This is a genomic window from Bacteroidia bacterium, from assembly GCA_041391665.1.
Taxonomy (GTDB): domain Bacteria; phylum Bacteroidota; class Bacteroidia; order J057; family J057; genus JAGQVA01.
Map to the genome: position 1 here is coordinate 314694 of JAWKNO010000001.1, position 16076 is coordinate 330769.

General features: G+C 48.9%; 8 protein-coding genes. 7 read left to right on the plus strand and 1 reads right to left on the minus strand.

The window, feature by feature from the left end; genetic code table 11:
- Position 1: 1 nt before the first annotated feature.
- From pheS to R3D00_01345, 7 genes are all read left to right on the plus strand, one after another.
- Complete coding sequence (gene pheS / locus R3D00_01315; protein MEZ4771788.1) at positions 2 to 1039, plus strand: phenylalanine--tRNA ligase subunit alpha; 1038 nt, start codon at positions 2 to 4, stop codon at positions 1037 to 1039.
- A 29-nt stretch (positions 1040 to 1068) separates the two neighbouring features.
- Positions 1069 to 3450 carry a phenylalanine--tRNA ligase subunit beta gene (pheT, locus tag R3D00_01320; protein ID MEZ4771789.1) on the plus strand — a complete coding sequence of 794 codons (2382 nt, stop codon included), beginning with the start codon at positions 1069 to 1071 and terminating at the stop codon, positions 3448 to 3450.
- 72 nt (positions 3451 to 3522) lie between these two features.
- Positions 3523 to 5853 carry a M14 family zinc carboxypeptidase gene (locus R3D00_01325; GenBank protein ID MEZ4771790.1) on the plus strand — a complete coding sequence of 777 codons (2331 nt, stop codon included), beginning with the start codon at positions 3523 to 3525 and terminating at the stop codon, positions 5851 to 5853.
- Positions 5850 to 6356, plus strand: coding sequence for a hypothetical protein (locus R3D00_01330; protein MEZ4771791.1), 507 nt, complete (start codon positions 5850 to 5852; stop codon positions 6354 to 6356). Before R3D00_01325 ends, R3D00_01330 begins: the two co-directional genes overlap by 4 nt.
- Complete coding sequence (locus R3D00_01335; protein ID MEZ4771792.1) at positions 6353 to 8146, plus strand: Ig-like domain-containing protein; 1794 nt, start codon at positions 6353 to 6355, stop codon at positions 8144 to 8146. The genes R3D00_01330 and R3D00_01335 overlap by 4 nt, the downstream gene beginning before the upstream one ends.
- A gap of 358 nt (positions 8147 to 8504) precedes the next feature.
- Positions 8505 to 10517 carry an SUMF1/EgtB/PvdO family nonheme iron enzyme gene (locus R3D00_01340; GenBank protein MEZ4771793.1) on the plus strand — a complete coding sequence of 671 codons (2013 nt, stop codon included), beginning with the start codon at positions 8505 to 8507 and terminating at the stop codon, positions 10515 to 10517.
- Between the two features lie 786 nt (positions 10518 to 11303).
- Positions 11304 to 15491: an AAA domain-containing protein gene (locus R3D00_01345; GenBank protein ID MEZ4771794.1), complete on the plus strand. Its 4188-nt coding sequence runs from the start codon at positions 11304 to 11306 to the stop codon at positions 15489 to 15491.
- Here the strand turns inward: R3D00_01345 and R3D00_01350 are convergent.
- Entirely contained in the window at positions 15465 to 16049 is a 585-nt protein-coding gene (locus R3D00_01350) for an RNA polymerase sigma-70 factor (protein ID MEZ4771795.1), read from the minus strand. The genes R3D00_01345 and R3D00_01350 overlap by 27 nt on opposite strands.
- Positions 16050 to 16076 lie beyond the last annotated feature (27 nt).

Sequence of the window (16076 nt, forward strand, 5' to 3'; positions counted from 1 at the left end):
CATGTTGTCAGACGAGATTAAGGAACGCATAGAAAACTTCAAATCGCAGATTTCAGCGGCGATTGAAGAAAAACAACTCCGGGATATTCATGTCTCAGTTCTCGGACGAAATGGTTGGATCAAAGACCTGATGGGCAAAATCAAAGATATTCCCCCACAGGCCAGAAAAGATTATGGCCAGCTGGTCAATACCATTAAGGATGATTTCACCGAACTCCTCCGTACCCGCGAGGCTCTGCTCATCAATGAGACCCTTCGCAAAGAGGCTGAAAGTTTCCCGCAAATGGATCTTATGATCCCGATGCAGACCCTGGAAAAGGGAACCGTACATCCACTGACGGTCGTCGAACAGGAAATCATTGAAATATTTAAAGGTCTGGGATTCAGTGTTGCCAGTGGTCCTGAAATGGAAATGGATTACTACAACTTTGAGGCTCTCAACATACCTGCTGAACACCCTGCGCGGGATATGCAGGATACTTTCTGGCTTGAAAACGGTTGGCTCCTCCGCACCCATACTTCTTCCTGTCAGGTAAGAGCCATGGAAAATTACGGTGTGCCTATCCGCGTTATTGCTCCTGGCCGTACTTTCCGCAACGAAGCCCTTGATGCTTCTCACGAAAACACCTTCCACCAGGTGGAAGGGCTGATGGTGGACAAAGGCATCAGCGTCTCCAACCTGATCTATGTTCTCAAAACCTTCCTCGGAGAAGTTTTTAAAAAGGATATTACCGTTCGCCTCCGTCCGGGATTTTTCCCTTTTGTGGAGCCGGGATTTGAACTCGATATACGCTGTATTATCTGCGGTGGTGGTGGCTGCCAGACTTGTGGTTATTCTGGCTGGATAGAGCTTGTACCTTGTGGGATGGTTCACCGCCGTGTATTGGAAATGAGCAAAGTGGATCCCGATCAGTACACCGGCTTCGCCTTTGGTCTGGGTATATCGCGACTCGTGATGATGAAGTACAATATCCCTGATATCCGGGTCATCAATCGCGCCGACCTCCGCGAACTTCGTCAGTTTGACGCTTTTATTTAATCGTTCCTCTCCTGTTTATTTTGTAAATTATGAATCTCTCCATCAACTGGCTGTCCCAATTTGTTGATATAAAAGATATCGATCCGGAAGATATTTCCCGGAAACTCACCCTGCACACTGCCGAAATCGAAGGGCTGGAAGTGAAAGGTGCTGACCTGGCAAATATTTTCGCAGGAAAAATTTCCCGACTCACACATCTGGATGATAAATACGACCTGCTGGAAGTGGATATGGGGAAACCCTGTCAGATTGTCTGCACAGACAAAACGCTTACCGAAGGTAAAATGATCTGCCTGGCAACGCCTGGTATCACTCTCAACGGCAGGGTAGTCGAAGCCCGCAAAATCGCCGGACATACCAGCGAAGGTTTCCTGATGAGCGAAAAGGATATGGGGATTTCCGACTATGAGGAAACCGTATTTCTGGTCGAACATCCGGATGCCAAACCCGGACAAAGCATCCTGGAATTATATCCATTCTTCCATGACGTCATCCTTGAACTCGACAATAAGTCGGTTACTCATCGCCCCGACTTGTGGGGGATTTATGGATTTGCCAGGGAGCTTGCCGCTATCTACAAACGCCCCCTCAAACCGCTTCCGGTCAAATCCGCAGAACAGATCAACCAAAGCAAAATCAGTGGCCCTTCGATAAAAATCATGGCCAAAGACCACTGCCCGCGGTATGCCTCTGTGACGATTTCAGGTGTTGAAAAAACAAAAACACCATTGGAAATGCGCACCTTGCTTTATTACAGCGGCCACAAACCGATCAGCCTGATGGTGGATATTTCCAACTATATCATGGCTGAAGTAGGGCAGCCTACTCATGCTTTTGACAGGCGGGAAGTAAGCTCCGGAATCATTGTTGACTATGTAAAAGAACCGATGCCCTTTCCGATTCTTGACGGATCTGAGCCGGTAATGCCTGTGGGCGCGATGATGATCTACAACGGAGACAAAGTACCGGTAGCTGTGGCAGGAATTATGGGGGGAGATAAATCCAAAATTCTGGACGACACCTCCGAGATTTTGCTTGAGTCAGCCAACTTTGATGCGAAGTCAGTACGCACCACTTCTTCCGCAATCAAAACCCGTACGGATGCTTCCAACCGGTATGAAAAAACCCTCGTACCCCGCCAGACAATCGTGGCAATAGAGCGGTTTGTCTATCTTCTGGAAGAGATTCAGCCTGGAATTTCCTATTCGCAAATCACGGATATTGATCATTCTGATTCTTCTGTAAGAACCATTTCTCTCTCCGAATCATTTGTTTCCAGTTTTACGGGGGCCAATTTCAGCCGTGATCTGATTTCTGATATCCTCAACCGGCTCGGCTTTACCCATACTTTTGCCAACGGCAATTTTGAGGTTACCGTGCCCTGGTACCGGTCGAAAAAAGATATCAACAACCAGCCCGACCTGGTGGAGGAAATCGCCCGTATCTATGGCTATGACAATATCACACCGGAACCGCCGCGCATCGGTATTGCTCCGCTCCATGAAAATAAAATCGTCAAAGCCGACCTGGAGTTGAAACGTGTACTCAGTTATGAATTTGGGTTTAATGAAGTGCGCACTTACGGATGGGATGACAACCGCTGGCTCGAAACTTTGGAAATCGAACCCCACAATGCGGTTACGCTCGCCAATCCCCGGGCACCTTATTTCAACAAACTCAAAACCAGTCTGATTCCCGCGCTGCTGCAACACGTGAAAATCAATATGGCCAACTTCTCACGGGTGGGGATTTACGAGATAGAAAGTACATTCTTTGACAACGCCGGCAAACCTTCAGAAAAAAAATCACTGGCAGGAACCGTTTTCGATAAGAACCAAAGTGAGGAAACTATTTTCTTCCAGGTTAAAGATGCGTTGACGTATGCGTTTACCAGCCTGAAGAATCGCTATTTGCGATTTGAGTATGGCGCATCTGAGCCGGGGAAAAACTGGATTACAGCCAACAAATCTCTTTCGTTTTATTACGAAAATGTATATCTGGGCTATATTTCTGTGCTTCAGCCCAAATACGCCAAACCTCAGTTTGGCAACTATCCGGTCGTAACTTTCGAATTTGATATAGAGGCTTTTACCAAAATCGAGCCGGTGGTTCACACTTTCGTTCGCCCCAATCCATTTCCGTTTGTGTCGCTTGATTTTAATATCATCGCAGACAAACAGGTACGGTACAACGAAGTAGTGGCTGCGATTACGGCTTTTGGCAATGGCTATATGAAAGACTTTTCTTTTAAGGAGTTGTTTCAGGATGAAAAAATCCTTCCTGGCAAAAACAGCTTCCTCTTTACGATTACCATCGGTTCGGAGGAGAAAACACTCAATGCCGAGGAAATCAACGAATTTAAAAGTCAAATGATCGCTCACCTGGAGAGTAAAGGGCTGGCGATCCGGTAACAGGACACTAGCAGGCTGTGCAGATAAGGTTTGAACAGGCGTAATTCGCAAACCTTTAAGTAAATTAGCGTTATGGTACGCCTGTGTCTGTTTGCTGTACTTTTTCCTTTTTCGTTTGGCCTGACCTCCGGACAGGAGGTGTATTCGCTCGTATCGTTGTCTCCAACTTCACAGGAAGAATGGCAAAACTGGCTGGATGCCGGACTTGCGGTAGACCACTTTCATTCACGCAATGAAACGCTGGAAGTTGTGCTCGAATCAGATGAAATAGCTCTGCTTGACGAACTGGGCGCTACTTATTCGATTCTTCAGCCTGACCTGTCTGCAAAATATGCACGGGAACTCCCTGCTCAGGCACAAAACCTCAGCCAACGGTCGGCCTGTGGCCTGAATCATCTGACGACCGGGTCGATGTCCGGTTATCATACCTGGGCGGAGGCCATTGCCCAACTCGACAGTATGCGGGCAAATTTCCCCGATATCATTTCTCCCAAAATCCAGATCGGCACTTCTGTCGAAGGAAGACCCATCTGGGCTGTGAAAATCTCAGATCACCCCGTACTCAATGAATCAGCTACGGAACCAGGGGTTTATTTTGATGCACTTACCCATGCGCGGGAACCGCTTTCGCTGGAAGCGATTTTGTATTATATGTGGTGGTTGCTGGAAAATTATAATCAGAATCCGGAGGCCACCCGGCTCGTAAATAGCAGAGAAATATTTTTTGTCCCGGTGGTCAATCCCGACGGCTATGTCTATAACCAAACGACCAATCCCAATGGCGGCGGACTTTGGCGCAAAAACCGGCGAATATCCAATACGATCTGCTCAGGCATTGACCTTAATCGTAATTTTGGATTTGGCTGGGGATTAAATACTGGTTCTACTGACGAGCCTTGTTCCAATACTTTTCGCGGTCTGACCGCATTTTCCGAACCAGAAACACAGGCGATTCAAAACTTTCTGCTTCAGACCGAACCGGAAACCGGATTTAGTCTGCATACTTTCGGACAAAAAATTCTCAGCCCGCTGGGGTATATAGATTCGACAGTAAATACCGGGCTATACAGCGAAATGGCTTCGGAGTTTATTCCCCGCCGATACAACGGATATGGAACCGTCAAGCAGCTTGTAAACTACACGTCTTCCGGAACGACGCTGGACTATTTTCACAGCCAGGGTATGACAGGCTGGATGCCCGAAATCGGGCAAGACTTTTGGGGCGATCCCGGTACGATTTGTTTTCGCGTCAGGGAGTTTCTTCCTGCTATGAAATACATTACATGGGCCGCAGGTGCGTATGTGAGATATCAGGATTACCAGTGCGGCGCGCTTATTCCCGGCCAGAATACAACACTCTCATTACGAGTGAGAAACAAAGGATTATCGCAAATCGCAAATAACGTATCTGTGGTTTTGCAGCCTTTATCTCCCGGTGTACAGGTAATTGCAGCGGCAAATCCTGCGGTTTCCATTCATCCGGGCCGGGAATCGACGATAAATTTTTCCATTCATATTCCCGAAACCTTCCAATTTCCCGACACGATCAGGCTGGCGGTAGTTGCGGGGTTTGACGGAGTGATTACAGACCTCGATACCATTCAGTTACTGGTAGGACAACAGCGGGTGATTTTTGCCGATGATTTTGAGCAGGGTAGGGGAAAATGGCAGCAAATGGGAACCGGTATCATGTGGGACACCACCTCACAGGACATGATTGGCGGGGAAAAATTTATGACAGATTCTCCCGGCGGGAGTTATCGCTACGACAGTGAGTCGGGTATTGTAATGACCTCATTTGCTGACCTTACCAATGCACAAAATCCAGTGCTGGAGTTTTCGATGCGATTTGCGCTGGAACCCTTGCAGGACTATGTAAAGATCGAAGCCGGCGGGCTGACAAATACAGACTGGAAAAGTATAGGCGGGAGTTATGCCACGGAACTTGCTGGACAGTATTATTATCAGGGAAACCGGCATTGGGTAAAAGAAAAAATTGATCTGCGTGAATTTGCCGGGAGAAAAATCAAACTGCGGTTTTCGCTTCATTCGGGGACATTTGTGCAGAGTGACGGCTTTTACCTCGGCGATTTGCGAATTGTGGATTATTCGGCCCCCGTCACTTCAATTGGCTCTGATATCACAGAACCGATATTTTCCGTTTTCCCCAATCCGGCATCACAAACGCTTTTTATCAAAATCAATGATTTGTTACCCGAAAGAATAAACCTCGAAATCGCCGATATTTTGGGTAAAATTGTCTGGGCGGAAAAAACACAAACCATCAGCCAGGGCGAAAGCCGGTGGGCGATACCCGTGGGTAATTTTTCGCCGGGAATGTATCTGGTAAAATGGATAACCGCTGAAGAAGTACGCACAAAACATGTGATGATCCGACCATGACAGACAGGCTGTTTCATATATTCAACCACCTGATTTTTTTCCCGCTGATGTTTGCCGGTTTTATAGCCTATGCCCAGCCGGACAATGAGACCGTGCTGCGAAATATCCTGTCACAGTATCTGGAAACACCGGGGTTGAAATTTCGCGAATATCAGGGATTTACCAATGCAGACTATTTGCCAGATCTGGTTGCAGATACCCTTTCATCCCGCACCCTTGCCATCGGCAATCCGCGGGTCAGCTATAAGCAGGTGGAGAAAAAAAGTTATCTTCGCAGGCTGGAAGTGCGGTTGAAAATCATCGGAGAAATGCCGGTGGACACAACCATTTTTTATTCTGACACACTTTCAGGGAAGGTACTGCGTCAGATCAACCGGAAAAGTCCGGAGTTTTTGCACACAGAAGACCCGACGCTGATGGGGAAATGGGTAAAGCCGCTGGCGATCATAGCGGTGAGTGTCGGAGGCGTGATTTCATTGTTTTATATACGAAGCAGTTTATGAAAAACAGATTGATATACAGGATTCGGCAAATGGCTGGCAGGGTGTTTCTCTTTGGGATATTGTCAGCAATTGTATTTAGCTGCGCGCAGCCTGCCTCACCCACGGGAGGCCCGAAAGATGAAGTTCCGCCCGAAGTGGTAAAAACTTCTCCGGCAAACCAGACACTGAATTTTTCCGGCGATGAGGTGAAAATCTATTTCAGCGAACCCATTCGCCCACCTGCATTTGACAAGGAGATTTTCATTTCCCCTTTTATGAAACGCCCCAAAATCATACGGAGCGATAATGCCAAAAGAATCACGATAAAATTTGCTGAAGACCTTCGTCCGCAGACAACCTATGTGATTACCCTGACGGAAATCAAAGACAATACGGAAGGCAACTCTATCAAAGAATCGTATACGCTGGCCTTCAGTACGGGGGATGTGCTTGACAGTATGGAGTTGAGAGGAAAAGTCATCGGGCCCGACCCGTCCAAACCCGTCAAGGATATGATCCTGATGATATTTGATGCCGACAGTATCAAAAACAACGATTTTAAGAAAAAACGCCCGGCCTATATTACCAAAGCCACGGAGGCCGGGGATTTTGAATTTAAATACCTTCGCGATGCGCGATTTAAGATTTACGGTGTGGTGGACAAAGACCAGTCCAATTCCTACAGTCAGGATACGGAAGTGATTGCCGTTTCGGAAGATTCGCTGGTCATTTTCCCGAAAGACACCCTGGACAAAACCCTGACAAAACTGTACGCATTTCTGCCCGATACCTTTCCTCCCCGTTTGCAGAATTTTGCCTGGTGGAATCCGAATACTATTTCCTGCCGGTTTAATGAGAACCTGAGACTAGACGATGTACATATTCTCATGACAGATACCCTCAATCTGGATACGACCATTCTGGAAGATTATTCATGGCTGGGAGGAACGGATAAAGAACTTATTTTACATACTACCCGCCCATACAGCGAGTGGAGTCATATTCATTTTACCGGGCTGTCAGATAGTCTGGGAAATAAGATGGATACCGTTTTGCGGGTAAGTGAAGCCCGGAAAAAGACACTCGAAAATCCCCTGTTGGGAAAACCCGAAACCGACCTTGAGCAGGAAGCCTGGCGAATGTTTTCCCACAGACTTTTCACCGAAGCGGACTCAGCGCTGATTTTCCTTTCCGACACCAGCCGCAATGACAGCGTGCGAAAAACATTCCCACTGAAAATCGAACAAAAAAGCCTGTTTTTGTATCTCCGTCCCGCCGAAAAAATCGATCCGAAAGCCCCCTATGTTTTGAATATCAAAGGAGAATACTTCCAGCGATTTGACACAACAGATTTAGATACCGTATATCGATATCAGGTAAAATGGTATGATCCCCTGGAATACGGCACGATCGAAGGCGTGGTGAAATACGATTCTACCTACAACGGTCCCATTGTATTACAATTTATCAACAAGGCAGGAAAAGTTATCCGCTCATCGGCGGATACCACATTTGTTTTCAAACTTCTGCCACCGGAGGCATATACCATCCGCGTCATCCTCGATGAGGATGGAAACGGCGTACTTTCTCCCGGCAATTTGTGGCCATTCCGGCTACCGGAGAAGATCTATGAAGACAATACCCCCCTCACGATCCGCGCAAACTGGGACTTTGAGGATCATATCGTACAGATCGGCGAGAAAAAAGCCGCACCGCAAGCCAGTGGTGACAAAACGCCCGGCGCGCCCCCTACACCCTCGGGCAATCGTCCGACGGGCACCACCCCGCCCGGCGGGCGGGGGAGGCCGTAGGAATTATAAATGACAAAGGCGTTGTGCCATGCGGCGCATTTCCGGTGGGTTCGAGAGCCTCACCCACCGGATGGTCAGGCCGAAGGCCCCCTTGCCGGTGGCTGAGGTCACTCGAAGCCCCGGCTAACATAGGGCGCCCTACGGCGCATTTCCGGTGGGGTTCGAGCCGAAGGTCCCAAGGGGAGCCTCACCCACCGGACGGTCAGGCCGAAGGCCCCCTGCCGGTGGCTGAGGCGTACTCGAAGCCCCGGCTATAAGGAGGAGAAAAAACATCACCACCCCACCCTTATTTAACCAGCGTTTGCACGTCTGCCATAAAATCCGCAATTTATGGCGGGAAAATTCCCGGTTTCTTTTTATGACTCCTGACAACGATACAAAACGCTCCCTTCAATGGGAGGGAAAAGATGGCAATCCCAAAAACGTCTCACGCACCAATCACCTCCTGGTCATTGGGATAGATGAGTATAAACATCACCCCCGGCTCAACAATGCCCGAAGAGATGCAGAAACTTTCCGCGATATATTGCTGGATCGGTATCAGTTTGAAAAGGAAAATGTTACGGAAGTATTTGATGAACAAGCTACCCTCCGCAATATCCTGATAGCGCTGGGAAATCTGGAACAGAAACTCACGCCCACCGACAATCTGGTGATATATTTTTCGGGGCATGGGAGCATGAACCGCCGCAAAACCCAGGGGTTCTGGGTGCCGGCGGAAGCCGAAAAACACGAAGCCGATTACATCGCCAACGACCGGGTGCGCGCCATTCTGGGAGATATGGAGGCCCACCATATTTACCTGATTGTGGATGCGTGTTTTTCGGGTAGCATGATATTGCGAAGTGCAGATACAGCTACCCAATTGCTGGAACAATACCCCTCGCGCCGGGTGCTTACCTCGGGAAGGCAGCAGGAAGCTGTTTCTGACGGAAGGCCCGGAGACCACAGCCCGTTTTTTTCATGTATCCGCCAGCAGTTGCTTCAGCCATCGGGTGGTGTAATCTCAGCGCTGGAACTGGAAAACCATGTCATTAACAACACCCCGCGAAGTGCGTTTCAACTGCCCGAAGCGGCGATGATATTTGGCATAGGAGATCAGAGTGGAAAATTTGTATTCTACCCCAAAAAAGATGAAACCCGCGACTGGGAGGAGGTAAAAAAGGAAAATAGTGTCCATGCCTATAAACAGTATATCCAGACTTACCCAAACGGCAGATTCGTTGAAGACGCTCTGTGGGCAATCGCGCAGTTGAAAGACGACAAACCCGGATACAGAAAGTATATTGACCAGTACCCTGCCGGAAAATATGCAAGGGAGGCCCTGGCCCGGATGGACTATATCGACCAGCGGGACCGGTTTGAACTGGCAAAACGGCGCGGCGAAGCAGCCCTGCGGCAATTTCTCCTCGATTTTTCCGACGGGCCTTTTGCGGAGAAAACCCGGGAAGAAATCGCGCGGATTGTGGAGGCGGAGAAAGTGGTTAAGGATGAAACTCCTGAAAAGTATTTTGAAAATTCACCTATCCATTCAATAGATTCCCTATCTCTTCCCAAAATGGTACAGATTCCTGCCGGTACATTCTACATGGGGAGCAATGAGGGGGAAAGTGATGAAAAACCCGTGCACAGTGTTACGGTCAAATCTTTTTTTATGGGTGTGTATGAGGTAACGGTCGAAGAATTTGAGGCATTTGTACTGGCCTCTGGTTATCAGACCGATGCGGAAAAGGATGGCGGTAGTTATTTCTGGGTGAATGGGAAATGGGAAAAAAAAGCCAGTATATATTGGAAACACGACGCCAAAGGCGACTTGCGTCCGCGAAGTGAATACAACCACCCGGTGATCCACGTTTCGTGGAACGATGCGCAGGCTTATTGCAAATGGCTGAGCGGCAGAACCGGACTCACTTACCGCCTGCCTACCGAAGCAGAGTGGGAATACGCCGCAGGTAACGGCAGTGATCATACGCGCTACTCCTGGGGAAATGGCGATCCCTCCGGCAAAAATGGGGGCAATGTGGCGGATGAGAGTAAAAGTCCTTCCGGCCAGACTTGGGCCACTAAATTCACTGGCTACAATGATGGCTACTGGTTTACCGCCCCGGTAGGCCAGTACAATCCCAACACTTTCGGTCTCTACGATATGACGGGCAATGTCAATGAATGGTGCCAGGACTGGTACCACGATTCCTATACAGGAGCACCCTCCAATGGCTCTGCATGGGAAAGTCCCGCAGGCTCTTACCGCGTATTTCGTGGGGGTAGCTGGAGCTACAACCCCGCCTTCTGCCGTGTAGCCCTTCGCGGCTACGTCAGCCCTGCGGATCGGTACGACAATGTAGGTTTCCGCCTGGCCAGGACGCCCTAGGTGATTAGATTTTAGCTTATTTCATTATTACCTTTTTACAAAATCCCTTGCAATCTCTGTTGCAAGAGAAAGATGATATATGTGTAACGAAGTTACGCAAGGGCAAGCGGATATATCCGGAAGGAAAAGGATATATCGGATGGGAAATGGGAAGGGGATAAGAGATGGGGATTGCGCCCTGCGGCGCATTTCCGGCGGGGTTCGAGAGCCTCACCCACCGGACGGTCAGGCCGCAGGCCCCCTGCCGGTGGCTGAGGAGGCTCGAAGCCCCGGCTAACACAATGCGCGCTGTGGCGCGCAATCATATAGGGAAAAATAATATAGATCGCCGGAGGCTACAAACGTTTGACTCCTCCGGAGTCCAGGCTATGCCTGAAGAAAAGAGACACTAATTGGAAATGGCTATGATCATTTGCCGTCAGGCAAGACCCTCGGAAGTGGCCTTCGGCTCGGAGAGGTCACATGTACCTGAGGCATCTTCGATTTGTAGCCGTAGGTCAGCCCCTCAAATGTTTCCAGCAAAATGCGCGCATCGGCGCATTTCCGGTGGGTTCGAGAGCCTCACCCACCGGATGGTCAGGCCGCAGGCCCCCTGCCGGTGGCTGAGGAGGCTCGAAGCCCTGGCTAACATAGGGCGCCCTACGGCGTATTTCCGGTGGGGTTCGACTCCGCTCACCCACCGGGGTTCGAGAGCCTCACCCACCAGAGTTCGAGTCTCCTCAAAGGGGTTCGTTCTAAATTTGTAATTCCTTGCTTGTCATTTGTAATTCTTTGTAATTTCCGCCCATGCACCAGATCATCCATAGCTATAAACTCCGCCTCACCAATCTCAGCCAAAGCAACCGCTCGCTGAAACTCGCGCGGCTGAGCAAAAGCAGGGATATGGATCTCAAAGACCTGGGCTTTCTCGAAGAGGATTCGCCGGAGGATATTCTCCTCAAAATTATCTCCGGAAAGGATGTGCGCCTGATCAATAAACTGGATCCGCGCCACGAACCGGTAAACCTCGCCGACCGGCGCCTCAATCAGATCTACCGCTCCGTGCGTACGCTGTTTGAAGAGACGGGAACGTATGATCTTTTTGTGGGTTACCCCTTCGTCGAAGGGAAGTTTATCGATGGCTCCGTCGCCCGCTGCCCTGTACTGCTTTTTCCTGTACGCCTCATCCGCAACCTCCAGAGCCGCCCGCGATGGAAACTTGAAGTGGTTGAGGGCGAGCCGGTTGTGTTTAACAAGACATTTTTCCTGGCTTACGAACAATTCCAGCAGGTGCGCCTGCAGCCGGAGTTTTGGGAGGAGGAAATCGAACCTGTCAAAGACTGGAAATCGTGGGTCAATGATCTCTACCAAAAGATTAAGTCCTACGAAATTGAGGTAAATTTCAACAGCGACCTGTTTGACCTCAGGCTGGAATCTTTTCAGGATTATCTGGCTGAGTCGATGAACCGGTTTGGTATGGGAAAGCTGATTTTCAGGCCGCAGGCAGTCCTGGGAATTTTCCCGCAGTCTGATTCCTCCCTGCTTCAGGATTATCAGGAAATCGAAAAACAACCGGAAATTTTTGATCTTTCTGGTCTTTTTTCCGCAGGAGATGAGGTTTCCGAAAAACGCAAATCTGCGCCATGGGTATCCACTTCTGTTCCTTCCCGTCCGCCCGATTCTTATATCCGCGAGGAAGACCGCTATTTTGTGACTCCGGTGGATCAATCGCAGGAATCTGCTCTGCTCAATATCAAAAAAGGACATTCCCTGGTCATTCACGGGCCTCCGGGAACGGGCAAATCGCAGGTGATCGTCAATATCATCGCTGATGCCATGGCCCACGGAAAAAAAGTGCTGCTGGTATCGCAAAAACGCGCCGCGCTGGATGTGGTGTTCAAACGGCTGGATGGTCTGGGGTTAGGGCGATTTTCTGTACTGGTTCACGACTACCGTCAGGATCGCGCGGCCATTTACCGGAAAATAAAACAGCAGATAGAGGATATCCCTTCATTTGAAGCGGAAATGCGCGACCTCAACCGCACCAAATGGGAACACGACTACAAAGTGCTCTCGCGCGAGGCCGATCATCTTTCGCGTGAATTTGACCAGCTGAATGAAGCGCTCACCGCGCGGATGGATTGCGGAATGTCCATGCACGAGCTATACCTCCGGCAGGATTTTTCCGATTCACCGCTTCCGCTCCGGGAAGTTGCCGGTGATTTTGACGAGGTGAAATTGCGCCGGTTTCTGGAACGACTGGCAGGATTGCTCGATTATGCAGATTTCTTTCGGGAAAATTATCCCTGGCGCGAACGGATTTCTTTCCTTCATTACTCCTACGACGACCGGGACCGTATCCACACGGCTTTAAGGGAAATTCCTGCGGCCATTACCGCGCTACATCAGTCCTGGTCAGAGGTCGATAAAGATTTTGGCAAAAACGTCTTCCAATCCGACGTCAACCGCCAGCATATCGAACAATTTACCCAGATCAACCAACTGCTGTTTACCCCGCAGATTCGGGAAGATGTGGAGGCCATACACAAGGACGAACTCGAAGACAGTTTTATCCAAAAGAAGTTTGAGCAACTGGGAAATATTCTGCTGAAAATGGACGGAATGAAGTATTTGCAGGGTTTTCCCTGGCGATTGTATTCCGATCTGAAAAAGCATGTGGAGAGCTATAAAAGCCTGAAAAACAAGACTTTTCGGTTTCTGAGCCTTGATTTTCTTCGCGCCCGGTGGTTTCTCCGTAAATGGCTGGAAGATAAAAAATTTGTTCTGGATGAATCTACATTCGCCGCGGTCAAAGATGAGTTTAAATTGTACTCCCGCCTTCACTGGCACTACGTGCGCCTGCATGAAAAAGCGTATTACGGAGATTTTCCCCTGCTTGACAGCCTGAAGGAAAAACACCGCTGGCTCGAACGCAAAAAGAAACACTACGAAGCATGGGGTGTCGTTGCCAAACAAAAAGATTTTCCACGGATGAAACCCCGCTTTTCTTTTGGCAAACTGGATGAAAGCCACTGGCAGGCGACCATGCAGAAAGTGGCAAAACTGGAGCGATTTACCCGACTGCTCAATGAAAAAGAAGACATCTGGAAAGGATTTTTGCATAAAAATCAATCCGGAAAGCTTAAGCTGGGCATTACTCATCCTGATTCAGTAAAGGAATATTGCGAAAACCTCGCAGCGAGCTTCACCCGCGACTTTTCCGAAATCAAAAGTCTCGATGGTTTGCTTTCACAGCTTTCTCCGTCAGAACAAAAAACCTTTGAACTGCTCCGTCCTCTTCTGGTTGAAGCAGAGGACGAAAAAGCGTTTATCCGAAAAGTCGAAAACAGCTTTTTTTATTTTTGGATAGAAGCAGGAGAAAGGCGCTTGCCCGTATTGGCAGAAGTAAGCAACCGGAGCTGGCCGCGAAAAGCCGACGATTATGTCAAAAAGTTAGGAGAGCGCCGCACCAAAGTAGCCGAACTGATCCGCCGCCGGGTGCTGGAAAATATTCTGGGAAATATCGAATACAACCGCCTGAAAAACCGGGTCACCTACCGCACAATTTCCCATCAGGTAAGCAAAAAACGGTTGTTATGGTCGGTGCGCAAACTCGTTGCTACCAAGTGGAAAGAAGGGCTGAGCGAACTTATGCCCTGCTGGATGGCGTCGCCCGAATCCGTTTCCGCGATTTTTCCCATGGAAAAGGACTTTTTTGATGTGGTTATTTTTGATGAGGCTTCCCAGTGTTTTGTCGAACGCGCGATTCCCGTCATGTTGCGGGGAAAACAAAATGTAATTGCCGGTGATGACAAGCAGCTTCAGCCGCTCGATCTGTATAAAGTAAGGTATGACGATTCGGAGGAAATTCTGGCCGGGGAGGAAGAAATCGCCCTCGAAGTAGAGAGTGTGCTCGATCTGGCGAAAACCACTTTTGATGAAGCCCGACTCACCTGGCATTACCGTTCGCACGACGAAGCGCTGATCAATTTTTCCAATCATGCCTTTTATGAAGGAAAACTTCAGGTAGTGCCGCCCGCCCGCCCGGGGGATTTTTCAGGTCCTCCGCTGGAGTGGATTTCGGTGCTGGGTGAATGGCGCAACAACCGAAACCGGCCCGAAGCACTCCGCGTAGTGGAGTTGGTCATTTCCCTGATACAGAGCCCTTTTCAACCATCAATAGGGATTGTTACCTTCAACTATTTTCAGCAGGAACTGATCAGAGACCTGCTGGACGAAAAACTCGAATCACTGGCAACCACCGACGAAAAATTGTACGCCCGCCTGTACGCCGCCATGCATAAGACGGAGAATGAGGAGTTTATGGGAATTTTTGTAAAAAATATCGAAAATGTACAGGGTGATGAGCGCGACATTATCATTTTTTCCATTGGATATGCCCGCAATGAAAATGGGAAACTGGTTACACATTTTGGGCTGCTAAATCAGAAAGGCGGAGAAAACCGCCTGAATGTGGCAATTACCCGCGCCCGGCTGAAAAGTTATCTCGTATGTTCTTTTCTTCCGGGCGAACTTCAGGTCGAAGGTGCGATCAATGAAGGACCCCGTTTTTTGAAAAATTACCTTCAATATGCCCGATCCATCAGCGAAGGACGGGATCGAGAATTGTCCGGCAACCCTCACGAGCCCGCTTACAGTCAGGCTTCCGCCGAAAATCCTATAGCAGATTACCTGACCGACCGGCTGCGTGAATCGGGATATACGGTTATCCGAAACTTTGGCGACACATCGTGGAAACTGGATATTGCAGTAAAAGGGCAGGGGCGTCATTTCCTGTTGGGCATAGAGTGTGAGGGAAGTTATTACTTCAGCGGAACGAGCAGCAAAGAGCGCGAAGTATATCGCCGCAATCTCCTCGAAAGCAAAGGCTGGAAAGTTCATCGCGTATGGGCGAGAAATTACTGGACCGACAGAGAGAAGGAAGTTGAGAAAATATTGGGATTGTTGTCAACCCCACAAAAAGACAGTCGATAAGAGGAGCAAAGCCGGGTGATTTACTACCATTCGGAGCTGGCGAAGGGCTTTTGTGATCTGGTTTTCGACGGTTTTGGTGGAAATGCCCATTTTTTCGGCGATTTCTCCATGAGACAAATGCTCAAAACGGCTGAGATAAAATACCTCCCGGCATCTTTCCGGGAGCAGGTTCATTCCGTTTGAAATGGACTGATTCACTTCGTTGAAATTGACCGTCTCTTCGGTAGGATTTGAAGTGATGATCTGGTTGATCTGCGACAGATGTTTTTGAGTGATATTCCCCTTTCTCAGATATTTAAACACCTGAAACCGCACAGACTGATAGAGATAGGCGTTGATATGGGAAATTTCGGTTTGGTTTCTTTTATTCCAGAAGTCAATGAAAACGTCCTGCAGAATGTCCTTACAGGCTTCGGTATCTTCAAGAATCAGGAACGCTGAGGCATAAAGTCTGGACCAATAGCGGTCATAAATCACCCCAAAAGCTTCCGCCTGATTTTTTCTGGACAGTTGGAGAAGTTCTTCGTCTGTCAAATGATGGAATGACTGATTTGACATACCTGTAGCAGTTTCCCGGGGTTCAAT